Source organism: Crenobacter sp. CS_VA4 (assembly GCF_055597485.1).
In genome coordinates this window covers 39,469-63,244 of the sequence record NZ_JBVMAE010000013.1, presented here as the reverse complement: position 1 = coordinate 63,244, position 23,776 = coordinate 39,469, and the positions used below count along the sequence as shown (strand labels likewise).

Genomic DNA, 23,776 nt, shown 5'->3' with positions numbered 1-23,776 from the left:
TGTGTCGAAGGCGTCGGCATCAAGCCGCTGGGATTCGTTTTACTTGCACTGAATCAAAAGCTTAACCATGCCGAGAGGCTGGTGTCCCGCTTGGGCAATCCGTATGTCACATGCGTAACGGCGGACGAAGCCCTTGCAGCTAACTAATCATTCTAAATCAATCCCCCATGACGGACTAGCTGGAAAGCGGCGTCTGCAAGCCCTTTCCATCCTGCTGTCGCGTGACCGTACCCCGCGTCAGCCTGCGAGAGTACAGCGTCATTTGGGCTGTCGCCCTTGATCTGGGTCAATCCCGAAACACCCGGGACCCCCGAGCCGACTCCTAGCAGGCTCGCATGCCGCGGAAATGCTAAAATGCCGGCTTTCGCCCATCGCGATTGAGGACCCCCCGTGTCGCTTGCCTATACGATCCGCGCCGCGTCTTGCGAAGCGCACCGTTTCGAAGTCACCCTTACCCTCTCCCGTCCGGCCAAACAGGGGCAGATTTTCCGCCTGCCGAGCTGGATTCCCGGCAGTTACATGATCCGCGAATTCGCCCGTCACATCGTCAGTCTCCGCGCCGAGGCCGGCGGCAAGCCGGTCGAGCTGATCCAGCTCGACAAGGCGACCTGGCAGGCGGCGCCGGTGAAGGGGGCGCTGACGCTGAGCTACGAAGTGTACGCGTTCGACCTGTCGGTGCGCGGTGCCTACCTCGATACCTCGCGCGGCTTCTTCAACGGTACCAGCGTGTTCCTGTCTGCCGACGGCTACGAGAACGAGCCGTGCGAGGTGGAGATCCTGGCGCCGAAGGGCAAGGCCTTTGATGACTGGAAGGTGGCGACCAGCCTGCCGGCCGTCGATGTGAAGAAGAAGTCCGGCTTCGGGCTGTACCGCGCCGCCAACTACGACGAGCTGATCGACCACCCGGTCGAGCTCGGCGAATTCGAGCGGGTCAGCTTCAAGGCCTGCGGTGTGCCGCACGAATTCGTCGTGTCCGGCCGGTTCAAGGCGGACCTGAAGCGCCTCGCCGCCGACACCAAGAAGATCTGCGAGTGGCAGATCAAGCTGTTCGGCCAACCGGCGCCGTTCGACCGCTACGTGTTCATGCTGTTCGTCGGCGATAACATCTACGGCGGCCTCGAGCACCGCGCGTCGACCGCGCTGGTCGCCAACCGCGACGACCTGCCGGTGGCGGACACCAAGGAGATCGGCGACGGCTACCTGCAGTTGTTGGGCCTGATCAGCCACGAATACTTCCACAGCTGGAACGTGAAGCGGATGAAGCCGGCCGCGTTCACCCCCTACGACCTGACCCGCGAAAACCACACCTCCTTGCTGTGGGCGTTCGAGGGCATTACCTCCTATTACGACGACCTGGCGCTGCTGCGCGCCGGCCTGATCGATGAAGACCGTTACCTCGGCCTGGTCGCCAAGGTGATCACCGGCGTCGAACGCGGTGCCGGTCGGCTGAAGCAGACGCTCACCGACTCCAGCTTCACCGCCTGGACCAAGTACTACCGCCAGGACGAGAACAGCCCGAACGCGATCGTCAGCTACTACACCAAGGGCTCGCTGGTGGCGCTGGCGCTCGACCTCTTGATCCGCCGCGATACCGACGGCAAGCAGTCGCTCGACGACGTGATGCGCGCTTTGTGGGCGAAGTGGCTGGCCGACGGCAAGGGTCTGGCCGAAGATGAATGGGAACGGATCGCCGCCGAGGTGACCGGCCTCGATCTGCAACCGTTCTTCGACCTGGCGCTGCGTTCGACCGACGAGCTGCCGCTCGTAGAGCTGCTGGCGACGCAGGGCGTCGAGCTGGCGCTGACCCCGGCGGCGTCTGCCAGCGATCGCGGCGGCGTGGTCGAGAGCATTGTCGACAGCTCGGCGCGCGTCACGCTCGGCGTCAAGACCGCCGCCGACCCGCTTGGACTGAAACTGGTCAACGTGTTCGACGGCGGCGCGGCGCAGGCGGCCGGCCTGTCCGGCGGCGACGTGCTGATCGCCGTCGACGGCCTGAAGGCGGCCGACCTCGACCGCCAGCTGGCGCGCTTCGCACCGGGCGACACGGTGCGGCTGCACGCGTTCCGCCGCGACGAGCTGCAGGTGGTCGACGCGACGCTCGCCGCGACGCCGGCCGACACCTGCCGACTGCGCCGCGACCCCGCCGCGCCAGGCCGCTGGCCGAGCCGCGGCTGAGCGCAACAATCCTGCCGCCGGCTCGAGTGCTGGCGGTGCTCTGTCCCCGGTTGGGCGTGTTCCGCCGCCGGGTTGCACAACCGTAACGAAGAAGAGTACGCGATGGCCAAGCACGATACCTCCACGCCGCAAGTCCACTACCTGAAGGACTACACTCCTCCGTCTTACCTGATCGACAAGGTCGACCTGACCTTTGACATCCTGGACGAAGCCACCCGCGTCAAATCGCGGCTGGTGCTCAGCCGCCATCCCAAGGCGGCGGCAAGTGGCGAACTGGTGCTGCACGGATCGGCCCGGCTGCTCAGCCTGACGCTCGACGGCGATAGGTTGGCCGAAGACCGCTTCAGTCTGGAAGACGACACGCTGACGCTGACCGGCCTGCCGGACGGCTTCATCCTCGAGGTGGAGACCGAGCTCGACCCGGTGACCAATACCTCGCTGATGGGCCTCTACGCCAGCAACGGCAACCTGTTCACCCAGTGCGAGCCGGAGGGCTTCCGCAAGATCACCTACTACCTCGACCGCCCGGACGTGATGTCCAAGTTCACCACCACCATCGTTGCCGACAAGAACAAGTACCCGGTACTGCTCTCCAATGGCAACAAGGTGGGCGAGGGCATGCTCGACAAGAAGCGCCACTGGGTGAAGTGGGTCGACCCGTACCGCAAGCCGTCCTACCTGTTCGCGCTGGTGGCCGGCAAGCTGGCAGTGCTGAGGGACAGCTTCGTCACGCAGAGCGGCCGCAGCGTGGCGCTGGAAATCTGGACCGAACCGGCCGACCATGACAAGGTCGCGCACGCGATGGCGTCGGTGAAGCGCGCGATGAAGTGGGACGAGGATCGCTTCGGCCTCGAGTACGACCTCGATATCTACATGATCGTGGCGGTCGGCGACTTCAATATGGGCGCGATGGAGAACAAGGGCCTCAACATCTTCAACACCAAGTACGTGCTGGCGCGCAAGGACACCGCCACCGACACCGACTTCGAGGGCGTCGAGGCGGTGATCGGCCACGAGTACTTCCACAACTGGACCGGCAACCGCGTCACCTGCCGCGACTGGTTCCAGCTGTCGCTGAAGGAAGGCCTGACCGTGTTCCGCGACCAGGAGTTTTCGGCCGACATGACCAGCCGCGCGGTCAAGCGCATCGAAGACGTGAAAGGCCTGCGCGCGATGCAGTTCCCGGAGGACGCGGGACCTACCGCGCACCCGATCCGCCCGGACAGCTACATCGAGATGAACAACTTCTACACCATGACGGTGTATGAGAAGGGCGCCGAAGTGGTGCGGATGTACCAGACGCTGCTCGGCCGCGACGGCTTCCAGAAGGGCATGGAGCTGTACTTCCGTCGCCACGACGGCCAGGCGGTCACCTGCGACGACTTCCGTGCCGCGATGGCCGACGCCAACGGCGTCGACCTCGAGCAGTTCGCGCTGTGGTACAGCCAGGCCGGCACCCCGGTGCTCGACGTCGCCGGCGACTACGACCCGGTCGGCAAGTGCTACACATTGACCGTCAAGCAAAGCTGCCCGGCGACGCCGGGGCAGGACAGCAAGCAGCCGTTCCACATACCACTGGCGCTCGGCCTGGTCGGCCGTGACGGTGTCGACCTGCCGCTGCAGCTGGCTGGCGAAGACGCACCGCAGGGCGTGAGCCGGGTGCTCGACGTCACCTTGGCCGAACAGGTGTTCACCTTCGTCAACGTCGAATCCGAACCGGTGCCGTCGCTGCTGCGCGACTTCTCCGCGCCGGTGAAGCTCAGCTTCGACTGGCGCGACGACGAGCTGGCGTTCCTGATCGCCAACGACAGCGACCCGTTCGCGCGCTGGGAAGCCGGCCAGACGCTGGCGCAGCGGCTGCTGCTCGGCCTGTACCGGGACGCGCAGGCCGCCCGCCCGCTGGCGCTGTCGGCGACCATCGCCGACGCCTACCGCGCGGTGCTGACCGACCTGACCATCGATGCGGCGTTCAAGGCACTGATGCTGACGCTGCCGGGCGAGGGTGAGATGCTCGAGTGGCTCGACGCGGCCGACCCGGCGCTGATCCACCAGGTGCGCGACTTCGTGCTGGTCGAGCTGGCGCAGGCGCTGCGCGGCGAATGGCACGAGGCGTTCGATCTCAACCAGACCCGCGACTACAAGCCGCAGGACGCCGACAAACGGGCGCTGAAGAACCTGGCGTTGGCGATGCTCAACCGCCTGCCGGACGACTGGCCGCAGGAGGCGGCGAAGAAGCAATGCTTCGGCGCCGACAATATGACCGACCAGATGGGCGCGCTGGTAGCGCTGAAGGACAGCGATACCGACGCGCGCACCGAGTGCTTCGAGGTGTTCGACGAGCGCTGGGCCGACGACGCGCTGGTGATGGACAAGTACTTCGCGCTGGTCGCCGCGAGCCAGCTGTCGTGCACGCTGGACCACGTAGAGAACGCGCTGGAGCACCCGGCGTTTTCGCTGAAGAACCCGAACAAGGCGCGCGCGCTGATCGGCACCTTCGGCCGCAACCTGCCGCTGTTCCACGCCGCCGACGGCTCCGGCTACCGCTTCGTCGCCGACCAGGTGCTGGCGATCGACGCGTTCAACCCGCAGGTGGCGAGCCGGCTGGTGCAGGCGTTCAACCGCTGGAAGAAGGTCGAGCCGGCGCGTCAGGCGCTGATGAAGGCCGAGCTGGAGCGGATGCTCGCCCAGCCGGAGCTGTCCAAGGACGTCTACGAGATCGTCTCGAAGAATCTGGGGTGAGCCCGGCGCCGGGCTTGCCCGGTTGCTGGAGAGACAACGGCCCGACATCTGTCGGGCCGTTGTTTTGGCTGGTTAAAAAGACATTGTCATAACAGTCGACGGGAATGGCCGGTTTCGGTCAAGCCTGGCCGAACAAGGGGGAAGAAATGGCTGTCAACAACGGGCGCGCCGGCACGCTGCTGTTGCTGGTCGCCTTGTGGGGCATCTGGGGCTACACCTGGGTGCTGTCGAAAGTGGCGCTGGCCTACGTCGGGCCGATCGACTTCGCGCTGCTGCGCGGCGCGCTGGGGCTGACGACGCTGCTGGCATTTCTGCTGCTGACCGGCCGACGGCTGGCTCCGCCGCCGCTGATGCCGACCTTCTGGCTCGGCGTGGCGCAGACCTTCGGCTTCAACGCGCTGTCCAGCCTGGCGCTGGTCAGCGGCGGGGCCGGCAAGGTCTCGGTGCTGACCTACACGATGCCTTTCTGGACGGTGTTGCTGGCGCTCGTCTGCCTGGGCGAGAAGATCCGTCGGCCGCAGTGGCTGGCGCTGCTGATCGCGCTGGCGGGTCTGGTCGGCGTGCTCGAGCCGTGGCGGGGCCTGGAGCTGCGCCCGGCCGAAGCGCTGGCGGTCGGCACCGGCCTTAGCTGGGCGGTGGCCAATATCCTTGCCAAGCGGCTGCGCCATCGCCATCCGCGGCTCGACGTGCTCAACCTGACCTTCTGGCAGATGCTGCTCGGCTACCTGCCGATGCTGGTCTTGGCCTGGTTGGTACCGCAGCGCGCCGTCGACTGGACGCCGACGCTGCTGGCTGTGCTGGTGTTTACCGGCGTCGGCGCATCGGGGCTGGGTTGGCTGCTATGGATGATCCTGCTCGGCCGGCTCAGCGCCGGCACCGCCAGTCTCAACATCCTAGCGGTACCGACGGTGGCGGTCGCGCTGGCGCTGCTGGCCGGCAGCGCGCTGTGGCAGGAGCGGCGGGTTCGCCGGCAGATGTCGCTGCGCGAAGCGGTGCCGGCGAAGTAGGGGGCAGCGACTCGCCGCCGGGCCGGTCGATCTCGGCGGCGGTGGCGTGAATGGTGCCGGGTAGCGCGACGTCACCCTCGCGCCGGCTGCGCCCGGTCACGTAGACGGTGGCGCCGGCGCAATGACACGGCCGGCGCCGCTCCGGTCGCCGGCGATAGTGGCAGGGTTGTCATGGAGTATCGCGAGTCCTTTTTGAAGACAATCGGACAGGGCGCCGCTAGCCTGGTGTCGCTTCGGCCAGCGAGGGCGGCCGGTTTCGCTCCTGCATCGTCAGAATGGGCGTTGTCCTGATTTTTGTCAGGGTGTGGCGCGATGTGATCCTGTTGCGGCTTGACGCGGTCATCGCGGCCGGTAATGATTCAAGCGTTTGCTTGATTGGCTGCGTCAGACGGCCGGCACACGGGAGACGGGGGCAGGATGGCGATTCAGGAAAGCGATCTGTGGGTGCCGGTCGGTAATGGCGGCGACCGGCTCTACGTCAAACGGCTGCAGGGTTCGGCCAACGGTGACGCGGTGCTGATGGTGCACGGCGTGATGGCGAACGGCCGCATCTTCTACACCGACGGCGGCAAGGGGCTGGCGCCGTTCCTGGCGCGCGCCGGTTACGACGTGTTCGTCGCCGACCTGCGCGGCCGCGGCCGCAGCACGCCGAAGATCGACCGCCTGGCGCGACACGGCCAGACCGAGATCATCCGCGAGGACATCCCGGCGCTGTTCGAGGCGATTCGCCGCGAACGCGGCGACGCGCCGGTGCACTGCCTGGCGCACTCCTGGGGCGGGGTGCACATGAGCAGCAGCCTGCTCTGGCAGCCTGAATTAATCGAACGCGTGAAGAGCTGCGTGTGGTTCGGCAGCAAGCGCAGCATCCGGGTGTTCAACCTCAACAAGCTGCTCGAGGTCGACCTGATGTGGAACCGCATCGCCCGCTGGGTGATCCGCCGCTACGGCTATCTGCCGGCGACGCGGATGCGGCTCGGCGCCGACGACGAGACCGACCGCAGCCACTATCAGAGCATGCAGTGGGCCAGGCCCTTGCCCTGGGTCGACGACGACGGTTTCAACTACGCCGAGGCGGCGCGCCGGCTGGAGCTGCCGCCGACGCTGTACCTGGCCGCGCAGAACGACCCCTGCCGCGGTCATCCGCACGACGTGGCGCGCTTCCGCGACGAGTGTGGCCGGCACCGCTCGGTGGTGCGCCGGCTAGGCCGGGCCACCGGCCACCGTCACGATTACGACCACGTGTCGCTGCTGACTCATCCGGACGCGCCGGACGATCACTTCCCGTTGGTGCTCGACTGGCTGGCCGGCCACTACGAGGCGGTGCGCGAAATCCGCTGAGTCGTCCATGTGCTTGACCGAGGCGCTATCCGGCCGATTCGGCCAACCTCGCTCTTGCCAAACGAAACAGCCCGCTCGGTTTCCCGGGCGGGCTGTCTTGTCTTGCCGCGCTGGCGATCAGGCGGCTTGGGCGATCGGACGGGAATGTCCGCTGTAGGCGAGGGTGATGTCCTCGGCAGCCTGCACCACCAGCGAGCCGAGGTGCACGATCCGTTCGTCCGGAATGCGCGATTTCGGGCCGGATACCGACACCGCCGCGAACGGTTCCTTGTTCTCGTTGTAGATGCACGCCGCCACGCAACGCAGGCCGACCGCGTGTTCCTCGTCGTCGAACGAGAAGCCCTGGCGGCGAATGCGCGCCAGCTCTTCCTTCAGTCGTGACGGAGTGTTGATCGTGCTGTCGGTGTACTGCGGCAGGCCGGTCTTGTGCAGCACGCGCGTCACTTCCACGTCGTCCAGCGTCGCCAGGAAAGCCTTGCCGCCACCCGAGGCATGCATCGGCAGGCGGCCGCCGATCGGCGCCAGCATCCGCATCAGCTCACGGCACTGCACCTGGCCGATCATCACCGCCTGGCATTCCTCGTCGTCGAATACCAGCAGGTTGGAGGTCTCGCCGGCCTGTTCCATCAGGCGGCGCAGGATCGGGTGCGCGATCGACATCAGATCGCGGCTGCCGAGAAAGCCGCTGCCGACGGTGAACGCCCGCACGCCAATGGTCCACAGGCCCAGGTCGCCGACCTGCTGCACGAAGCCCATCTGCTGCATCGTGGTCAGTAGGCGGTGGGTGGTCGAGTTGGGCAGGCCGACCTGCAGCGCGAGGTCGGTCAGGGTGACCCCGGCCGGGGATTCGGTAATGCGTTCCATCAGCATCAGACCGCGGGTCAGCGACTGAACCTGGCCGACGCTCGAGGTGGTGCCGTCGGCGGGCCGCCCGCGCGGGTTTCGCTTGGTAGCCGTAGTGCCGTTTGCCATCTACTCAGCTCTCGTCAAAGTTGGACAGAATCCCCACATCATCGGCTGGAAAAGGCTTTCGATCAATGAAGTGGACTGGTTGCGCTCATTTTAGCATGCCTAGCCACGACATTTTGTGTTACGTGTCTTTCTTGACACAAAGAAGGCAGTGGTTTGGGAGGTAAATCCGTATCTGAATGCGGCTGTAACGCGCTGAATGTATGGCTTGCGCCGATGAATTTTTTAAAAATGGAATGTGTTTCCGAAATAATTTGACACGTGTTGGCGGTTGCGAGATAGTGACACCCGAAATTCGGATAACTTTCGCCAAATCATGCGCGGATAACGTGTGAGGGAGATCACAGCATGGCCAAGATGAGAGCAATTGAAGCAGCCGTTCACGTGCTGCGTAAGGAAGGCGTTGATATCGCGTTCGGCGTGCCGGGCGCTGCCATCAACCCTTTGTATGCCGCGATGAAGAAAATCGGCGGCATTGACCACGTGCTGGCTCGCCACGTTGAAGGCGCCTCGCACATGGCCGAAGGCTACACCCGTGCCAACCCGGGCAATATCGGTATCTGTATCGGTACCTCCGGCCCGGCCGGCACCGACATGATCACCGGCCTGTACTCCGCGTCGGCCGACTCGATCCCTATCCTGTGCATCACCGGCCAGGCGCCGCGTGCTCGTATGCACAAGGAAGACTTCCAGGCGGTCGACATCAAGGAAATCGCCAAGCCGGTTTCCAAGTGGGCCACCACCGTGATGGAGCCGGCCCAGGTGCCGCGCGCCTTCCAGCAAGCGTTCCACGTCATGCGTTCGGGCCGTCCGGGTCCGGTGCTGATCGACCTGCCGTTCGACGTGCAGATGGCCGAGATCGAATTCGATCCGGACACCTACGAGCCGCTGGCCGCCTACAAGCCGACCGCTTCGCGTGCCCAGATTGAAAAAGCGCTGTCGTACCTGTTGGAATCGGAGCGTCCGCTGATCGTTTCCGGCGGTGGCGTGATCAACGCCGACGCCGCTGCGCTGCTGACCGAATTCGCCGAGATCGTCAACGTGCCGGTTATCCCGACCCTGATGGGCTGGGGCACCATTCCGGACGACCACCCGCTGATGGCCGGTATGGTCGGTCTGCAGACCTCGCACCGCTACGGCAACGCGACCCTGCTCGAGTCCGACTTCGTGCTCGGCATCGGTAACCGTTGGGCCAACCGCCACACCGGTTCGGTCGAGGTTTACACCAAGGGCCGCAAATTCGTCCACGTCGACATCGAGCCGACCCAGATCGGTCGCGTGTTCTCGCCGGACTACGGCATCGTATCCGACGCCAAAGCCGCGCTGGAGCTGTTCGTCGAAGTGGCTAAAGAGTGGAAGGCCGAAGGTCGTCTGCAGAGCCGCAAGGCCTGGGTTGAGTCCTGCCAGACCCGCAAGCGCACCATGCTGCGCAAGTCCGACTACGACAACGTGCCGGTCAAGCCGATGCGCGTCTACGAAGAAATGAACAAGTTCTTCGGCAAGAATGCCCGCTACGTGTCGACCATCGGTCTGTCGCAAATCGCTGCAGCGCAGTTCCTGCACGTCTACAAAGAACGCAACTGGATCAACTGCGGCCAGGCCGGCCCGCTGGGCTGGACCGTTCCGGCTGCGATCGGCACCAAGGTGGCTGACCGTTCGGCCGACGTGGTGGCGATCTCAGGCGACTACGACTTCCAGTTCATGATCGAAGAGCTGGCCGTCGGCGCCCAGTTCAAGGTGCCGTACATCCACGTGGTGGTGAACAACTCCTACCTGGGCCTGATCCGCCAGGCGCAGCGCATGTTCGACATCGACTACCAGGTACAGCTGTCGTTCGAGAACATCAACTCGCCGGAACTGGGCGCCTACGGTGTTGACCACGTCAAGGTTGTGGAAGGTCTGGGTTGCAAGGCGATCCGCGTGACCGACCCGAACAAGATCGGCGATGCTTTCGCCGAAGCCCGTCGCCTGATGGCCGAGTTCTCGGTGCCGGTGGTGGTGGAAGTGATCCTGGAGCGTGTGACCAACATCGCGATGGGTACCGAAATCAACGCGATCACCGAGTTCGAAGACGTGCTCGACCTGCCGGTCTAAGCGTCACGTAATAGACTTAAAGAGGCAGACTCCGCGATCCGGAGTCTGCCGTTGTAGCGAGTAGAAGGAGACTGTCATGCCGAAGTTTGCTGCCAACCTGACCATGCTGTTCAACGAGGTCGACTTCGTGTCGCGCTTCGAGGCGGCGTCTAATGCTGGTTTCACCGGGGTGGAATACCTGTTCCCGTACGATTTCGACAAGAACCTGTTGGCCGAACAGCTCGACAAGTTCCACCTGAAACAGGTATTGCACAACCTGCCGGCCGGTAACTGGGCCGGTGGCGAGCGCGGCATCGCCTGCCTGCCGGATCGCGTCGGCGAGTTCCAGGACGGTGTGGGTCGTGCCATCGAGTACGCCAAGACGCTGGGCTGTGAGCAGGTCAACGTGCTGGCCGGTATCACCCCGCAAGGCGTCGACGCCGACAAGGTCCGCGAGACCTTCGTGGCCAACATCAAGTTCGCCGCCGACAAGCTCGAGGTCGAAGGCATCAAGCTGCTGATCGAAGCGATCAATACCTTCGACATTCCGGGCTTCTATGTGTCGGGCACCCAGCAGACGCTGGACCTGATCAAGGCATCGGGCAGCGACAACATCTACTACCAGTACGACATCTACCACATGCAGCGCATGGAAGGTGAGCTGGCCAATACCATCAAGGCCAACCTGCCGAAAATCGCGCACCTGCAACTGGCCGACAACCCGGGTCGTTTCGAGCCGGGTACTGGTGAGATCAACTACCCGTTCCTGTTCAAGTTCCTCGATGAGATCGGCTACGACGGCTGGATCGGCTGCGAGTACAAGCCGAAGGCCGGCACCGTGGAAGGCCTCGGCTGGGTCAAGCCTTACCTGGCGTAACGTTCGCCTCGCTGCAATTAACCTACAAGGAGCAAGACAATGAAAATCGGTTTTATCGGTCTTGGTATCATGGGCGCCCCGATGGCGGGCCACCTGGGCAAAGCAGGTCACGAACTGTTCGTGAACACCATCGGCGACGTGCCGGCGTTCCTGAAAGAGTACAACATCACCGTATGTGCGACCGGCAAGGAAGTTGCCCAGGCTGCTGAGGTGATCGTTACCATGGTGCCGGACACCCCGGACGTGGAAAAAGTGCTGTTCTCCGAAAACGGCGTGGCCGCTGGCCTGTCGGCCGGCAAGATCGTCGTCGACATGTCGTCGATCGCCCCGATCGAGACCAAGGAATTCGCCAAGAAGGTCGAAGCGCTGGGCGCCCAGTACCTCGACGCTCCGGTATCCGGTGGCGAAGTCGGTGCCAAGGCCGCGACCCTGTCGATCATGGTCGGTGGTCCAGAAGACGCGTTCAACAAGGTGCTGCCGCTGTTCCAGCTGATGGGCAAGAACATCACCCGCGTCGGTGGAAACGGTGACGGCCAGACCGCCAAGGTTGCCAACCAGATGATCGTCGCGCTGACCATCGAAGCCGTCGGCGAAGCGCTGCTGTTCGCCGCGCGCGCCGGTGCCGATCCGGCCAAGGTCCGTCAGGCCCTGCTGGGTGGCTTCGCCTCGTCGAAGATCCTGGAAGTGCACGGCGAGCGCATGTACAAGCGCACCTTCGATCCGGGCTTCCGCATCTCTCTGCACCAGAAGGACCTGAACCTGGCGCTGTCCAGCGCTCAGAAGATGGGCGTGGCGCTGCCGGCGACCGCTCTGGCTCAGCAGCTGTTCAACACCTGCGTAGCCAACGGCGGCGCATCGTGGGACCACTCGGCGCTGGTACGTGCGCTCGAGAAGATGTCGAACTTCGAGATCCCGGCTCAGCAGTAAGCTCGGATCGTTCAGCCCAGGTTGGCCGAAAGGCCAGCCGGCTGATTCAAACGGGTTGTCCGCAGCCCGTTTCGATCAGCAAGAATATTCCCGCGACAGACGGGCCAGAGACAGTAAGGAGACAACATGAGCCAGCCGATCACCCTCGATGCCCTGCAACGTGATGCCGCCGCGCCGCGCACCTTGCTGCGCCAGCTGTTCGATGTCGCGGTCGATACCGCCCTGCCGTACGACAGCCTGAAACAATACCTGCCGCAAGCGCCGAAAGGCCGCACCGTGGTGATCGGTGCCGGCAAGGGTGCGGCCTCGATGGCCGCCGCGCTTGAAGCTGCATGGCCGGGCGAGCTGTCCGGCATGGTGATCACCCGCTACGCGCACACCGAGCCGACCCGTCAGATCCGTGTGGTCGAGGCGTCGCACCCGGTGCCGGATGCCGCCGGTCGCGAGGCGGCCGAGCAGGTACTCGCCTCGGTGCAGGGGCTGACCGAAGACGACCTGGTGATCTGCCTGATTTCCGGTGGCGGCTCGGCATTGCTGTCGCTGCCGGTGCCGGAGATCCCGCTCGACGACAAGCGTGCGGTGAACAAAGCGTTGCTCAAGTCCGGCGCGGCGATCGACGAAATGAACTGTGTGCGCAAGCACCTGTCTGCTATCAAGGGCGGCCGCCTGGCCGCTGCCTGTTACCCCGCCAAGGTTGTGACCCTGGCGATTTCCGACGTGCCGGGGGACGACCCGTCGGTAATTGCTTCCGGTCCTACCGTGGCGGACCCCACTACCTTCGACGACGCGCGTGCGGTGATCGTCAAGTACGGCATCGAGCTGCCGGCGTCGGTGAAGGCTTACCTCGACAACGCGACCGCCGCGCAGGAAACACCGAAGCCGGGCGACGCCCGTCTGGCACGTTGCGAGACGCACATCATCACTACCCCGCAGGCCTCGCTGCAGGCGGCGGCCAAGTTCGCCCGCGAGATCGGCCTGAACACCATCGTGCTCGGTGACACCATCGAGGGCGAGGCGCGCGACGTGGCGCTGGTGCACGCCGGCATCGTCCGCCAGGTGGTCGGCTTCGACGAGCCGGTGCAGAAGCCGGCGCTGATCCTGTCCGGCGGCGAAACCACCGTGACGGTGCGCGGCAACGGTCGCGGCGGGCGCAACGCCGAGTTCCTGTTGGCACTGGCCGTGGCACTGAACGGTGAGAAGGGCGTCTACGCGGTCGCCTGCGACACTGATGGCATCGACGGTTCGGAAGACAACGCCGGCTGCCTGCTGTCGCCGTGCTCGATCGCTCGCGCCGCCGAGGCCGGCGTCAGCGCCAAGCAGAAGCTCGCCAACAACGACGCCTACAGCTTCTTCGAGAGCATCGACGACCTGATCGTCACCGGCCCGACCCGCACCAACGTCAACGACTTCCGCGCGATCCTGGTGCTGCCGAACTAAGTTTTGCCCTCGGCATGTTCCGATCTCCCTCGGACATGCCTGTTTTACCCCCCTGTTGACCCCGGCCGTGAGCCGGGGCTTTTTTTTGCCCGTTTCCAACTGGCGGCTGTCGGCCACGCTTTAGCTTACTTGCGTATCGGCAAGCTGACGCCGTGGTCTAGCGGTCGTTCTTTATCCTGATGTCGTCGAGGTTCTCGTCCTGCGCCAGCCCGTGGCCGTGCCGCTTCAGCGCGGTCTCTATTCAGATCGAGCCTGCGGTACGCCTCATGGTGATCTAAATCTTTCGGCAGCGCTTGATGGCACCTCTATACGCCAAAGAATTATAAAAAAATAACATTGTTGACATAGGAATAAAGCCTCGGTGAGTATTCAGATTCGCTGTCAGGCCGCGTTAGATGGCCAAACGGCACCGGACGGACTCGCCCGGGTTCGTCATTGAACAAGGAGAATCCCCATGCCACCGATTATTTCCCGCCGTCCCCTCATGCTGAGTGCGTTGACCCTGAGTCTCTCCCTGGCGCTGACTCCGACTCTCACTCAGGCCGATGTCCCGGTCGCCGCCCCGGTCGTCAAATACGATTACGATCAGGATATTTTCCACCCGGTCTATGCCAAGAATGGCATGGTGGCGGCCGAGCAGGAACTGGCCACCCGTATCGGTGTGGATGTGCTCAAGCGCGGCGGGAATGCGGTGGATGCCGCGGTGGCGGTCGGTTTCGCACTGGCGGTGGTGCTGCCCAACGCCGGCAACCTGGGTGGTGGCGGCTTCATGATGCTGCACGATGCCAAGACCGGCCAGGATGTGGCGCTGGACTTCCGCGAAATCGCCCCGGTCAAGGCCTCGCGCGATATGTATCTGGACGACAAGGGCAATGTGGCCGAAGGCCGCTCGCTCTATACCCATCTCGCCGTGGGCGTACCGGGCACCGTGGCCGGTCTGGAGCATGCGCTCAAGCGCTGGGGCACCATGAAGCTGGCCGACGTGATTGCCCCGTCGATCAAGTTGGCCGAACAGGGCGTCACCGTCAGCCCGACACTGGCGCAGATGATGGAAGTGGAAAAGGACAATCTGGGCAAGTGGGATAGTACCCGCGCGGTATTCTTCAAGGATGGCCGGCCGCTGCGTGCCGGTGAGCGTCTGGTGCAGAAAGACCTCGCCAAATCGATGCGCCTGATCGCCAGGCACGGCTCCAAGGTGTTCTATCAGGGCGAGATCGGCGACAAGATCGTCGCCGAAATGGCGCAGCATGGCGGCCTGATCGGCAAGGAGGATCTGAAAAACTACCAGGTGGTCGAGCGGGCGCCGGTGAGTGGCGAGTATCGCGGCTACAAGGTCGTGTCGATGCCGCCGCCCAGCTCGGGCGGTGTCCATATCATCCAGATTCTCAACCTGCTGGAGCGCTACCCGCTGTCCCAGTACGGTGTGAACAGCGCACAGAACATCCACTACCTGGCCGAGTCGATGAAGCTGGCCTATGCCGACCGTGCCGAGTACCTGGGCGATCCGGGCTTTGTGAAGGTGCCGGTCAAGGGGCTGACCTCCAAGCGCTACGCCGACGAACTGGCGCAGAAGATCGACAAGGTCAGGGTGCTGCCGGCCGCGGCGATCAAGCCAGGCAAGCCGCAGCCGTACGAGAGCGACCAGACCACCCACTTCTCCATCGTCGATGGCAAGGGTAATGCGGTAGCGGTCACCTATACCCTCAACCTCAACTTCGGCAGCGGCATCGTCGCCCGTGGCACCGGCATCCTGCTCAATGACGAGATGGACGACTTTTCCGCTAAGCCGGGCGTCCCCAATGCCTACGGCCTGATCGGCGGCGAAGCCAATGCGATCCAACCGGGCAAGCGTCCGCTGTCGTCGATGTCGCCGACGCTGGTACTCAAGAACGGCAAGCCGTGGCTGGTGACGGGCAGCCCGGGCGGTGCGCGCATCATTACCACCACCCTGCAGACCATCGTCGACACCATCGACTTTGGCATGAACCCGGCAGAAGCCGCGTCTACGCCACGGGTGCATCACCAGTGGCTACCGGACGAACTGCGCGTGGAAAAGGGACTGAGCCCTGATACCCTGCAGATCCTGCGCAACCAGGGCTACAAGGTGGCGGAGAAGCCGACCATGGGCCGCACCCAGACCATTCAGGTGCGTGATGATGGCTTGTATGGTTATTCCGATCCGCGCAACCCGGACGGTGCCACCGCCGGATTCTGATCGGCCCGGCCTCCTGAACTGGCAGCCGCGCGCGGCTGGCTCGGTAGCTGACGAGAACCCCCGACCTTTCGGGGGTTCTGCCTTTTGCAGCCCATCAAGTCCGGGGCAGGTCAGTAGCCTTGGCCAGTCGATCCCGCTCAGGCCAAGCTTCCCTGTATGCCGTCCGGCAATGCAGTCCACATTGAACGCTGGCCGAAAAAAAAACCGGCGCACGCGCCGGTTATCAAGAGAGGACCCATCATCGTTGTGATCAGCGGGAGTATTCACCCACCCGCACGATCAGCATGGTGTTGGTGCCGCCGGGCTTGCCCAGCGGTTCACCGATAGTCATCAACAGCAGGTCGCCGCGCTGTACCGCGCCGTGCTCGAGCAGGGCACGCTCGGCCTGGGCCAGCGCTGCCTCGCGGCTGGTCGCGATCGCGTCGGTCTTCAGCGGGAACACGTCGCGGAAGATGCTCACCTTGCGGCGGGTCGATTCTTCCGGAGTGACCGCGTAGATCGGCACGCCGCTGTCGACCCGGCTCATCCACTGGGTGGTCGAGCCGGAGTGGGTGAGGGCGGCAATCGCCTTCACGCCGATGTGCTGCGCGGTGAACAGCGCGGCCATCGCGACCGACTGGTCGATCTGGCTCTGCTCGCGGTTGAGCAGTTCCTGATCCAGGCTGTTGACGTAGGATTTTTCCGCTTCGGCGCAGACACGCGCCATCGCTTCGACGGTTTCCACCGGGAATTGGCCGGCGGCGCTTTCGGCCGACAGCATCACCGCATCGGTGCCGTCCAAGACCGCGTTGGCCACGTCGGACACTTCGGCACGGGTCGGGATCGGCGCGGTGATCATCGACTCCATCATCTGGGTCGCGGTGATCGCAAACTTGTTGTTCAAGCGCGCTTCGCGAATCATCCGCTTCTGCAGCGCCGGCACCGCCGCGTCGCCCACTTCCACCGCCAAGTCGCCGCGCGCCACCATGATGCCGTCCGAGGCCAGCAGGATCTCGGTCAGATTGGTGATCGCTTCGGTACGCTCGATCTTGGCGACCAGCAGCGCGTGACCATTGGCTTCCGCGACCAGGCTCCGCGCTTCACGCATATCGTCGCCCGATTTCGGGAACGACACGGCGATGTAGTCGGCGGCCAGTGCTACGGCGGTTTTCAGATCCTGCTTGTCCTTGGCCGTCAGCGCCGGGGCCGATAGGCCGCCGCCTTGCTGGTTGATGCCTTTGTTGTTCGACAGCTTGCCGCCGACCCGGACCACGGTGTGGATCTCGTCACCGTCGACGCGCTCGACATCGAGCACGATCCGGCCGTCGTCGAGTAGCAGCACCGCGCCGGTGGCGACGTCACGAGGCAGGTTCTTGTAGTCGAGACCGACGCGCTCCTGGTTGCCGAGGTCACACTTGGCATCGAGGATGAAGCGGTCGCCCTTGGCGATCTGGATGGAACCGTCGGCGAACTTGCCGACGCGGATCTTCGGACCCTGCAGGTCGGCGAGGATGCCGACGGTGCGGCCGACGTTCTCGGCGGCTTGGCGGGCGAGGGCGGCGCGGGCGATGTGGTCGTCGGCGGTACCGTGCGAGAAGTTCAGCCGGACGACGTTGACGCCGGCTGAGATCATCCGTTCAAGCGTGGAAAGGTCGTTGCTGGCAGGGCCGAGCGTGGCGACGATCTTGGTGCCTCGGAACATGGTGTATCTCCTCGTTGTTTTATCGTGCGGCCAACCGCTTGCGAGGTTGGCCGTACCAAGGGCACTACGTTAGACCGACTTAGTTACCGCTCCATTGCGCGATGACTGCGCGCTCGTCGTCGGTCATCTGGGTCATGTTGGCCAGCGGCATGTATTTCGATGCCACGGCCTGTTTGATGCGGGCGGCGTTGGCCTTTACTTCGGCCGGATTGTCCAGGTGGATACCGGCCGGGGCTGCGGCAAAGCCGGGTTGGGTCGGCTTGGCCGCGTGGCACGCGGTACAACGGGTAGTCAGGATGTTGTCGACCTTGTTGAAGGTGACGTCCTTTGCATCCCCTCCGGCTGCGGCGGTAGCGGCTGCCGGAGCAGAGGCAGTCGGCGCTGCCGAGGTAGCCGAGACGCTGCTATCGGCCTTGGCCACCGGGGTCGGTTCAGCCGGCTTCGGTGCGGCGATGAACGCCACGACGGCCAGGACCGCGGTACCCAGTGTCGGCAGGGCGACCAAGTTCTTGCCCGAGTGACGCAGCACGAAGTACTGGCGGATCAACGCGCCGGATACGATCAACAGCGACATGATGATCCAAGCATTCTCGTTGCTGTAGGTGAACGAGTAGTGATTGGAGATCATCAGGAACACGACCGGCAGCGTGAAGTAGGTGTTATGCACCGAGCGCTGCTTGCCGCGCTTGCCGTCCAGCGGGTTGGCAGCTTGGCCGGCCTTGATAGCCTCCACCATGCGGCGCTGGCCCGGGATGATCCAGAAGAACACGTTGGCCGACATGCTGGTCGCCATCACGGCACCGGTCAGCAGGAAGGCGGCACGGCCCTGGAAGATATGGCTGGTCAGGAAGGCAACGACCACGACCATCACCGCCACGGCGATACTCAGCACGCCGTCACGGTTCATGTTCGGGCTGATGCGACGGCACAGCTGGTCGTATACGAACCAGCCGCCGACCAGGAAGGCCACGGCGATTGCACCGGCTTCCGCGCCGGACAGCTTGGCCGCCCATGCCCAGGTGCTCGACGGGTTCACCAGGTAGATGCTGGCGTTGGCGAGGTAGAGCAGCGAGAACAGTGCGAAACCGGACAGCCAGGTGGTGTACGACTTCCAGTACGACCAGTGCAGGTCTTCGTTCAGCTCAAACGGCGGGTTGGTCAGGTATTTTTGGTTGTGATAGAAGCCGCCGCCATGCACGGCGAACATTTCGCCGAACACGCCGCGTTTCTTGCTGGCCTCGTCTTTCGGCGCGTGCAGGCTGTTGTCGAGCATCACGAAATAGACGGACTCGCCGATCCAGGAGATGGCGGCGATCACGTGCAACCAGCGCAACAGCAGGTTGGCAAACTCAAGCAGGTAGTTTTCCATGGTATTGAATCTCGATAGTTCCTAAGAGTCAGCTGCCGCGGTATGTGGAATAAGTCCACGGTGTCACTACCAGCGGCACATGGTAGTTCTCGCTGGCGTCGGCTATGCCTAAGCTCAGCACCACCTGGTCGACGAAGCGCGGTTCGGGAACCGACACTCCCTTGCGGGCGAAGTAGTCACCCACATGGAAACCAGCTCGTACATGCCGGCCTTCGGGCTATTGCCCTTCAGCAGCGGCTTGTCGCACTGGCCGTCTAGGTTAGTATGGATTTCGGCCCGCTTAACTGTGCTGGCCGTTTTCCATCTTGGTATTGGATCTCGATAGTTCCTCGAGAATCAGCTACCACGGTATGTGGAGTAAGTCCACGGCGTTACTACCAGCGGCACATGGTAGTTCTCGCTGGCGTTGGCAATACCAAAGCGCAGCACAACCTGATCGACGAAGCGCGGTTCGGGAACCGACACCCCCTTGCGGGCGAAGTATTCGCCCACATGGAACACCAGCTCGTACACGCCGACCTTCAGGCTATCGCCTTCCAGCAGCGGCTTGTCGCATCGGCCGTCTTGGTTGGTATGGGTTTCGGTCAGCTTGCTGCGCTGGCCGTCTTCCACCTTATAGAGTTCACAGAGCACTTCTGCGGCGGGTTTGCCGTGCATGGTGTCCAACACGTGCGTCGACAGTTTGCCCATCTCGATTTCTCCTGTTCTTGTACGACCGAGGCCACCGGCCGGCCCTGTTGTAGCCGTACAAAAATTGTTAACAATTTGTGTTGACGATATTGTCCGACGACACCAATAATTGTCAACAAAATTTTGGAAACGTTTCCCGGATCATGGAAACACGACGAGGCCGACGATGAGCGAAGCTTTCGGAACAGAGGTACAGATGGCGGCGGGCGAAGCGCCTGTCTCCTCTCGTCTGCTGGAGGTGGCCGAACCGGTCAATGAAGTCGAGCGCATCTATTCGGAGATCTTCGATGCGGTGATCGACCATCGTTTGCTGCCCGGCGTGAAACTGACCGAGGCGGTGCTGTGCGACGTGTTCCGCTGTTCGCGTGGCACGGTGCGCGCAGCCCTGGCGCGATTGTCGCACGACAAGATTGTCGAGCTGCTGCCGAACCGTGGTGCCTTCGTCGCCACCCCCGACCTGAAGGAAACCCGCGACGTGTTCGAGGCGCGCCGGATGGTCGAGGGCGCGATTCTCGACAAGCTCTTGACCCTGCCCGATCTGTCGCTGCGCCTGTTGCCGCTGCGCCAGATGGTCGAAGAGGAGCGTGCCGCATTCCGCAGTAAGGATCGGGTGACCTGGATCCGCCTTTCCAACGCCTTTCATGTCCAACTGGCCAAGCTCTCCGACAACGAGGTATTGACCGACCTGATGCACAGCCTGGCCTCGCGCACCTCGTTGATCATAGCGCTCTACGACGTGCCGGGGCGCAGCGCCTGCTCGTTTGACGAACATGACCGCATTCTCGCCAGCCTTGAAGCGCGTGATCGCGCCGGCGTGCTGGACGCCATGAATCATCACCTGCAGGACTGCGAGCGCCGCTTGCGTTTCGACGACGACGGCATCCAGGCAGACCTCAGGGCCGTTTTCAACCTGAAGCGTTGAGTCTAAAGACTAAAGTAAGGAAGCCAAAGATGAGCAAGCAATATCCACGCGATCTGATCGGTTACGGCCGCAACGTCCCGCACGCCAACTGGCCGGATGGCTCGCGCGTGGCGCTGCAGTTCGTCCTCAACTACGAAGAGGGTGGTGAGAACTGTGTGCTGCACGGCGACAAGGCTTCGGAGCAGTTCCTGTCCGAGATCGTCGGTGCCGCCGCGTACGAAGCGCGTCACATGTCGATGGAGTCGATCTACGAATACGGCTCGCGCGCCGGTGTCTGGCGCATCCTGAAAGAATTCGAGAGCCGTGGCTGGCCGCTGACCATCTTCGGTGTGGCGACCGCCCTGCAGCGTCATCCGGAGGTGACCCGCGCCTTTGTCGAGGGTGGCCACGAGATCGCCTGCCACGGCCTGAAGTGGATTCACTACCAGAGCATCGACAAGGAAACCGAGCGCGAGCATATGCGTGAGGCGATGCAGATCATCAAGGAGCTGACCGGCGTGACGCCGAAAGGCTGGTACACCGGTCGTGACAGCCCGAACACCCGCCAACTGGTGGCCGAGCAGGGAGAGCTGACCTACGACGCCGACTACTACGGCGACGACCTGCCGTTCTGGACCGAGGTGGAGCTGTCCGACGGTTCGATCAAGCCGCACCTAGTGGTGCCGTATACCCTCGACACAAACGACATGCGCTTCGCCACCCCGCAGGGCTTCAACACCGGCGAGCACTTCTACCAGTACCTGAAGGATGCGTTCGACGTGCTGTACGAAGAGGGCGAAACGGCGCCGAAGATGTTGTCGATCGGCATGCACTGCCGTCTGCTGGGTCGCCCGGGCCGCTTTGCCGCCTTCCGCCGCTTCCTCGACTACGTCGCCAGCCACGACAAGGTGTGGATCGCCCGCCGTGTCGACATCGCAGAACACTGGGCTGAAACCCACCCGTACAGCAAATAAGACCAGGACAAGATCATGAGCAACACCATTTCCCTGCAAGCCCTCAACGACGCCCCGGTGGCCGAGTTCGTCGCCGTGCTCGGCGGCATCTTCGAACACTCGCCGTGGGTAGCCGAGCGCGCGGCCGAAAAGCGCCCGTTCGCCAATATGGCTGAGCTGCACGCCACGATGATCAACGAGATCGAAGAGGCGGGCCTCGAGGCGCAGCTGAAGCTGATCCGTGCCCACCCGGAATTGGCCGGCAAAGCGGCGGTACGCGGTGAGCTGACCGAAGAGTCGACCTCTGAACAGGCCGGCGCCGGCCTCGACAAGTGCTCGCAGGAAGAGTTCGAGAAGCTGACCCGCCTGAACGCCGAGTACAACGCCAAATTCGGCTTCCCGTTCATCCTGGCGGTCCGCGGTTACGACCGCGCCGGCATCATCGGCGAGTTCGAACGCCGCACCGCGCTGCCGGTGGAGCAGGAGCGCGCCGAGAGCCTCAAGCAGATCTACAAGATCGGCGGCTTCCGCCTCAACGACCTGATCGTCGGCTAATCGCGGACTGATCGGCTATACCTCTTTCGGCCAACCTGCACGCAGGGTTGGCAGAAGGAACACAAACCCATAAAAGGAGAACAACCATGGCAGCACCGAATGCTCCGGTAGGAACCGTCATCAATGCACCGGCCGTAGACGCGCCGGAATTTGCGACCCGCTACACCAACCTGGCCCACCCGGACTTCGGCGCCAAGGTCCTGTTCTGCACCGACGAATGGTTCGCTCCTGCCGAGCGCATGCTGCAGGCGTCCGAGCCGGTGTTCATCGTCGGCAAGTTCGACGATCACGGCAAGTGGATGGACGGTTGGGAAACCCGCCGCCGCCGTAACGGCGGTCACGACTACGCCATCGTCAAGCTCGGTCTGGCCGGCGTGATCAAGGGTTTCGACATCGAGACCAGCCACTTCACCGGCAACTTCCCGCCGGCCGCCTCGGTGGAAGCCTGCTACAGCGAAACCGACCCGACCGACGCGACCGTCTGGACCGAAATCGTCGCCACCAAGAGCCTGAACGGTCACTCGCACCACTTCATCGAAATCTCGGACGAGCGTCCGTGGACCCACCTGCGCCTGCACATCTACCCGGACGGCGGCGTGGCTCGTTTCCGCGTGTATGGTCAGCCGCAGTGTGACTGGGACAAGAAAGACCAGAGCCAGGTATATGAAGTGTCGGCGCTGGAAAATGGCGGCCGCATCGTGGCGTACAACAACGCCCACTTCGGCGTGCCGTTCCGCCTGGTGATGCCGGGTCGCGGTGTGAACATGGGCGATGGCTGGGAAACCCGCCGCCGCCGTGAGCCGGGCAACGACTGGTGCATCGTCGAGCTGGGCCATCCGGCGATCGTCGAGAAGATCGAAGTCGACACCGCACACTTCAAGGGCAACTACCCGGACCGCGTGTCGATCCAGGCTGCTTACGTGACCAACAGCACCGACGAGTCGATCGTCACCCAGGCGATGTTCTGGGACACCCTGCTGCCGGAACAGAAGACCGACATGGACAAGCAGCACTACTACGGCAAGGAGCAGATCCGCGAGATCGGCCCGGTGACGCACGTGCGCCTGAACATCTTCCCGGACGGTGGTGTCAGCCGCCTGCGCATCTGGGGCAAGCTCGCCGACTAAGCGCCTGGTGACATGACGTTTTGGCCCCGCCCTCGGAGGGCGGGGTCGTCATCAAAATAGAGGAGACCACCACCATGGTTACGTTGAAACTTGAAGCGCTGACCAAAGAAGCCTTCGCCCCGTTCGGCGAAGTGATCGAAATCGCGGGCAGCGACTGGTTTCCGATCAACAACGGCACCACCCAGCGTTATCACAAGCTCGGCCTTGCCGACGTAGTTGGCGAAGGCGGCCAGGTTGCCATCAGCATGGCGCGTGGCGACGCATTCAATTTCCCGCTGGAAGTGAAGATGCTGGAGCGCCACCCGCTCGGCAGTCAGGCCTTCATCCCGTGTAGCAATGCCCCATTCGTCGTCGTGGTCGCCCCAACTGGCGCGGACGGCAATCCCGACGAGTCCGGCCTGAAGGCGTTCTACGTCGAGGGTAACCAGGGCGTGAACTACTTCCGCGGCACCTGGCACCACCCGCTGGTCACCATCGGCCAAGTTGGCGACTTCATCGTGGTCGACCGCGTCGGCCCGGGTCACAACTGCGACGAAGTCGATCTCAAACAGGTTTACCAACTGAAGGGCAAGAACGCCTGATCCGGCGTTCGCTTAATCCAAGCCCCAGCTTACCAGGAGTTGCTTTACGTCTGATTTTCGGTGGGGCGGCTGTTCATGCACAGTTGTTCCGCCTTTCCGGCCGCTTAGGCCAGCCAACAAGACAGCACACTCAAGATCAATAGCTGTCTGGTCAAAATACCA

General features: G+C 63.5%; 18 protein-coding genes and 1 pseudogene. 14 read left to right on the top strand and 5 right to left on the bottom strand.

Features of this window, described 5'->3' with window-relative positions:
* Positions 1-390 precede the first annotated feature (390 nt).
* The 4 genes from ACZ2IA_RS13675 (at position 391) to ACZ2IA_RS13660 (ending at position 7,259) form a co-directional block, all read left to right on the top strand.
* Complete coding sequence (locus ACZ2IA_RS13675; RefSeq protein ID WP_470293137.1) at positions 391-2,175, top strand: M61 family metallopeptidase; 1,785 nt, start codon at positions 391-393, stop codon at positions 2,173-2,175.
* Positions 2,176-2,277: 102 nt separating this feature from the next.
* On the top strand, positions 2,278-4,914 hold the full coding sequence (gene pepN, locus ACZ2IA_RS13670; protein WP_470293136.1) for an aminopeptidase N: 2,637 nt from the start codon (positions 2,278-2,280) through the stop codon (positions 4,912-4,914).
* A gap of 146 nt (positions 4,915-5,060) precedes the next feature.
* Positions 5,061-5,921, top strand: coding sequence for a DMT family transporter (locus ACZ2IA_RS13665; protein ID WP_470293135.1), 861 nt, complete (start codon positions 5,061-5,063; stop codon positions 5,919-5,921).
* Between the two features lie 417 nt (positions 5,922-6,338).
* Entirely contained in the window at positions 6,339-7,259 is a 921-nt protein-coding gene (locus ACZ2IA_RS13660) for an alpha/beta fold hydrolase (RefSeq protein WP_470293134.1), read from the top strand.
* A gap of 117 nt (positions 7,260-7,376) precedes the next feature.
* Here ACZ2IA_RS13660 and iclR read toward each other — a convergent pair whose 3' ends face one another.
* Entirely contained in the window at positions 7,377-8,231 is an 855-nt protein-coding gene (gene iclR, locus ACZ2IA_RS13655) for a glyoxylate bypass operon transcriptional repressor IclR (protein ID WP_470293133.1), read from the bottom strand.
* A gap of 354 nt (positions 8,232-8,585) precedes the next feature.
* Here iclR and gcl point away from each other — a divergent pair, with 354 nt between their 5' ends.
* The 5 genes from gcl (at position 8,586) to ggt (ending at position 15,757) form a co-directional block, all read left to right on the top strand.
* On the top strand, positions 8,586-10,322 hold the full coding sequence (gcl, locus tag ACZ2IA_RS13650) for a glyoxylate carboligase (RefSeq protein WP_470293132.1): 1,737 nt from the start codon (positions 8,586-8,588) through the stop codon (positions 10,320-10,322).
* A gap of 76 nt (positions 10,323-10,398) precedes the next feature.
* The gene (gene hyi, locus ACZ2IA_RS13645) at positions 10,399-11,178 is read left to right on the top strand and encodes a hydroxypyruvate isomerase (RefSeq protein ID WP_470293131.1); all 780 of its coding nucleotides are present in this window, start codon (positions 10,399-10,401) and stop codon (positions 11,176-11,178) included.
* A gap of 39 nt (positions 11,179-11,217) precedes the next feature.
* On the top strand, positions 11,218-12,105 hold the full coding sequence (locus tag ACZ2IA_RS13640; protein WP_470293130.1) for a 2-hydroxy-3-oxopropionate reductase: 888 nt from the start codon (positions 11,218-11,220) through the stop codon (positions 12,103-12,105).
* Positions 12,106-12,231: 126 nt separating this feature from the next.
* On the top strand, positions 12,232-13,542 hold the full coding sequence (locus ACZ2IA_RS13635) for a glycerate kinase type-2 family protein (protein WP_470293129.1): 1,311 nt from the start codon (positions 12,232-12,234) through the stop codon (positions 13,540-13,542).
* A 454-nt stretch (positions 13,543-13,996) separates the two neighbouring features.
* Positions 13,997-15,757, top strand: a complete 1,761-nt coding sequence (gene ggt, locus ACZ2IA_RS13630; protein WP_470293128.1) for a gamma-glutamyltransferase — start codon at positions 13,997-13,999, stop codon at positions 15,755-15,757.
* Positions 15,758-16,007: 250 nt separating this feature from the next.
* On the opposite strand, the gene pyk is transcribed toward ggt, so the two are convergent.
* The 4 genes and pseudogenes from pyk to uraH all read right to left on the bottom strand — a co-directional run bounded on the left by pyk (position 16,008) and on the right by uraH (position 19,497).
* Positions 16,008-17,438: a pyruvate kinase gene (gene pyk / locus ACZ2IA_RS13625; RefSeq protein ID WP_470293127.1), complete on the bottom strand. Its 1,431-nt coding sequence runs from the start codon at positions 17,436-17,438 to the stop codon at positions 16,008-16,010.
* Positions 17,439-17,517: 79 nt separating this feature from the next.
* Positions 17,518-18,807: a urate hydroxylase PuuD gene (locus ACZ2IA_RS13620; protein WP_470293126.1), complete on the bottom strand. Its 1,290-nt coding sequence runs from the start codon at positions 18,805-18,807 to the stop codon at positions 17,518-17,520.
* A 28-nt stretch (positions 18,808-18,835) separates the two neighbouring features.
* Positions 18,836-18,994 (bottom strand): annotated as a pseudogene (locus tag ACZ2IA_RS13615) (hydroxyisourate hydrolase); the annotation flags it as partial.
* A gap of 149 nt (positions 18,995-19,143) precedes the next feature.
* Positions 19,144-19,497, bottom strand: coding sequence for a hydroxyisourate hydrolase (gene uraH / locus ACZ2IA_RS13610; RefSeq protein WP_470293125.1), 354 nt, complete (start codon positions 19,495-19,497; stop codon positions 19,144-19,146).
* A 166-nt stretch (positions 19,498-19,663) separates the two neighbouring features.
* Between uraH and ACZ2IA_RS13605 the strand changes: the two genes are divergently transcribed.
* The 5 genes from ACZ2IA_RS13605 (at position 19,664) to ACZ2IA_RS13585 (ending at position 23,614) form a co-directional block, all read left to right on the top strand.
* Positions 19,664-20,419, top strand: a complete 756-nt coding sequence (locus ACZ2IA_RS13605) for a GntR family transcriptional regulator (RefSeq protein ID WP_470293124.1) — start codon at positions 19,664-19,666, stop codon at positions 20,417-20,419.
* 29 nt (positions 20,420-20,448) lie between these two features.
* Positions 20,449-21,372 (top strand): allantoinase PuuE, encoded by a 924-nt coding sequence (gene puuE / locus ACZ2IA_RS13600; RefSeq protein WP_470293123.1) that lies wholly within the window; start codon positions 20,449-20,451, stop codon positions 21,370-21,372.
* A 15-nt stretch (positions 21,373-21,387) separates the two neighbouring features.
* On the top strand, positions 21,388-21,906 hold the full coding sequence (uraD, locus tag ACZ2IA_RS13595) for a 2-oxo-4-hydroxy-4-carboxy-5-ureidoimidazoline decarboxylase (RefSeq protein WP_470293122.1): 519 nt from the start codon (positions 21,388-21,390) through the stop codon (positions 21,904-21,906).
* An 86-nt stretch (positions 21,907-21,992) separates the two neighbouring features.
* A complete protein-coding gene (gene alc, locus ACZ2IA_RS13590) occupies positions 21,993-23,033 on the top strand; it encodes an allantoicase (RefSeq protein WP_470293121.1) in 1,041 nt (346 codons plus the stop codon).
* A gap of 74 nt (positions 23,034-23,107) precedes the next feature.
* Entirely contained in the window at positions 23,108-23,614 is a 507-nt protein-coding gene (locus ACZ2IA_RS13585) for an ureidoglycolate lyase (protein ID WP_470293120.1), read from the top strand.
* Positions 23,615-23,776: the final 162 nt, after the last annotated feature.

Coding starts and splice junctions, on each gene's coding strand:
- ACZ2IA_RS13640 (WP_470293130.1), top strand. CDS start 11,218: ATGAAAATCGGTTTTATCGGTCTTGGTATCATGGGCGCCCCGATGGCG.
- puuE (WP_470293123.1), top strand. CDS start 20,449: ATGAGCAAGCAATATCCACGCGATCTGATCGGTTACGGCCGCAACGTC.
- ACZ2IA_RS13620 (WP_470293126.1), bottom strand. CDS start 18,807: ATGGAAAACTACCTGCTTGAGTTTGCCAACCTGCTGTTGCGCTGGTTG.
- ACZ2IA_RS13635 (WP_470293129.1), top strand. CDS start 12,232: ATGAGCCAGCCGATCACCCTCGATGCCCTGCAACGTGATGCCGCCGCG.
- gcl (WP_470293132.1), top strand. CDS start 8,586: ATGAGAGCAATTGAAGCAGCCGTTCACGTGCTGCGTAAGGAAGGCGTT.
- ACZ2IA_RS13665 (WP_470293135.1), top strand. CDS start 5,061: ATGGCTGTCAACAACGGGCGCGCCGGCACGCTGCTGTTGCTGGTCGCC.
- uraH (WP_470293125.1), bottom strand. CDS start 19,497: ATGGGCAAACTGTCGACGCACGTGTTGGACACCATGCACGGCAAACCC.
- ggt (WP_470293128.1), top strand. CDS start 13,997: ATGCCACCGATTATTTCCCGCCGTCCCCTCATGCTGAGTGCGTTGACC.
- pepN (WP_470293136.1), top strand. CDS start 2,278: ATGGCCAAGCACGATACCTCCACGCCGCAAGTCCACTACCTGAAGGAC.
- uraD (WP_470293122.1), top strand. CDS start 21,388: ATGAGCAACACCATTTCCCTGCAAGCCCTCAACGACGCCCCGGTGGCC.
- ACZ2IA_RS13660 (WP_470293134.1), top strand. CDS start 6,339: ATGGCGATTCAGGAAAGCGATCTGTGGGTGCCGGTCGGTAATGGCGGC.
- pyk (WP_470293127.1), bottom strand. CDS start 17,438: ATGTTCCGAGGCACCAAGATCGTCGCCACGCTCGGCCCTGCCAGCAAC.
- iclR (WP_470293133.1), bottom strand. CDS start 8,231: ATGGCAAACGGCACTACGGCTACCAAGCGAAACCCGCGCGGGCGGCCC.
- ACZ2IA_RS13605 (WP_470293124.1), top strand. CDS start 19,664: ATGAGCGAAGCTTTCGGAACAGAGGTACAGATGGCGGCGGGCGAAGCG.
- hyi (WP_470293131.1), top strand. CDS start 10,399: ATGCCGAAGTTTGCTGCCAACCTGACCATGCTGTTCAACGAGGTCGAC.
- ACZ2IA_RS13585 (WP_470293120.1), top strand. CDS start 23,108: ATGGTTACGTTGAAACTTGAAGCGCTGACCAAAGAAGCCTTCGCCCCG.
- alc (WP_470293121.1), top strand. CDS start 21,993: ATGGCAGCACCGAATGCTCCGGTAGGAACCGTCATCAATGCACCGGCC.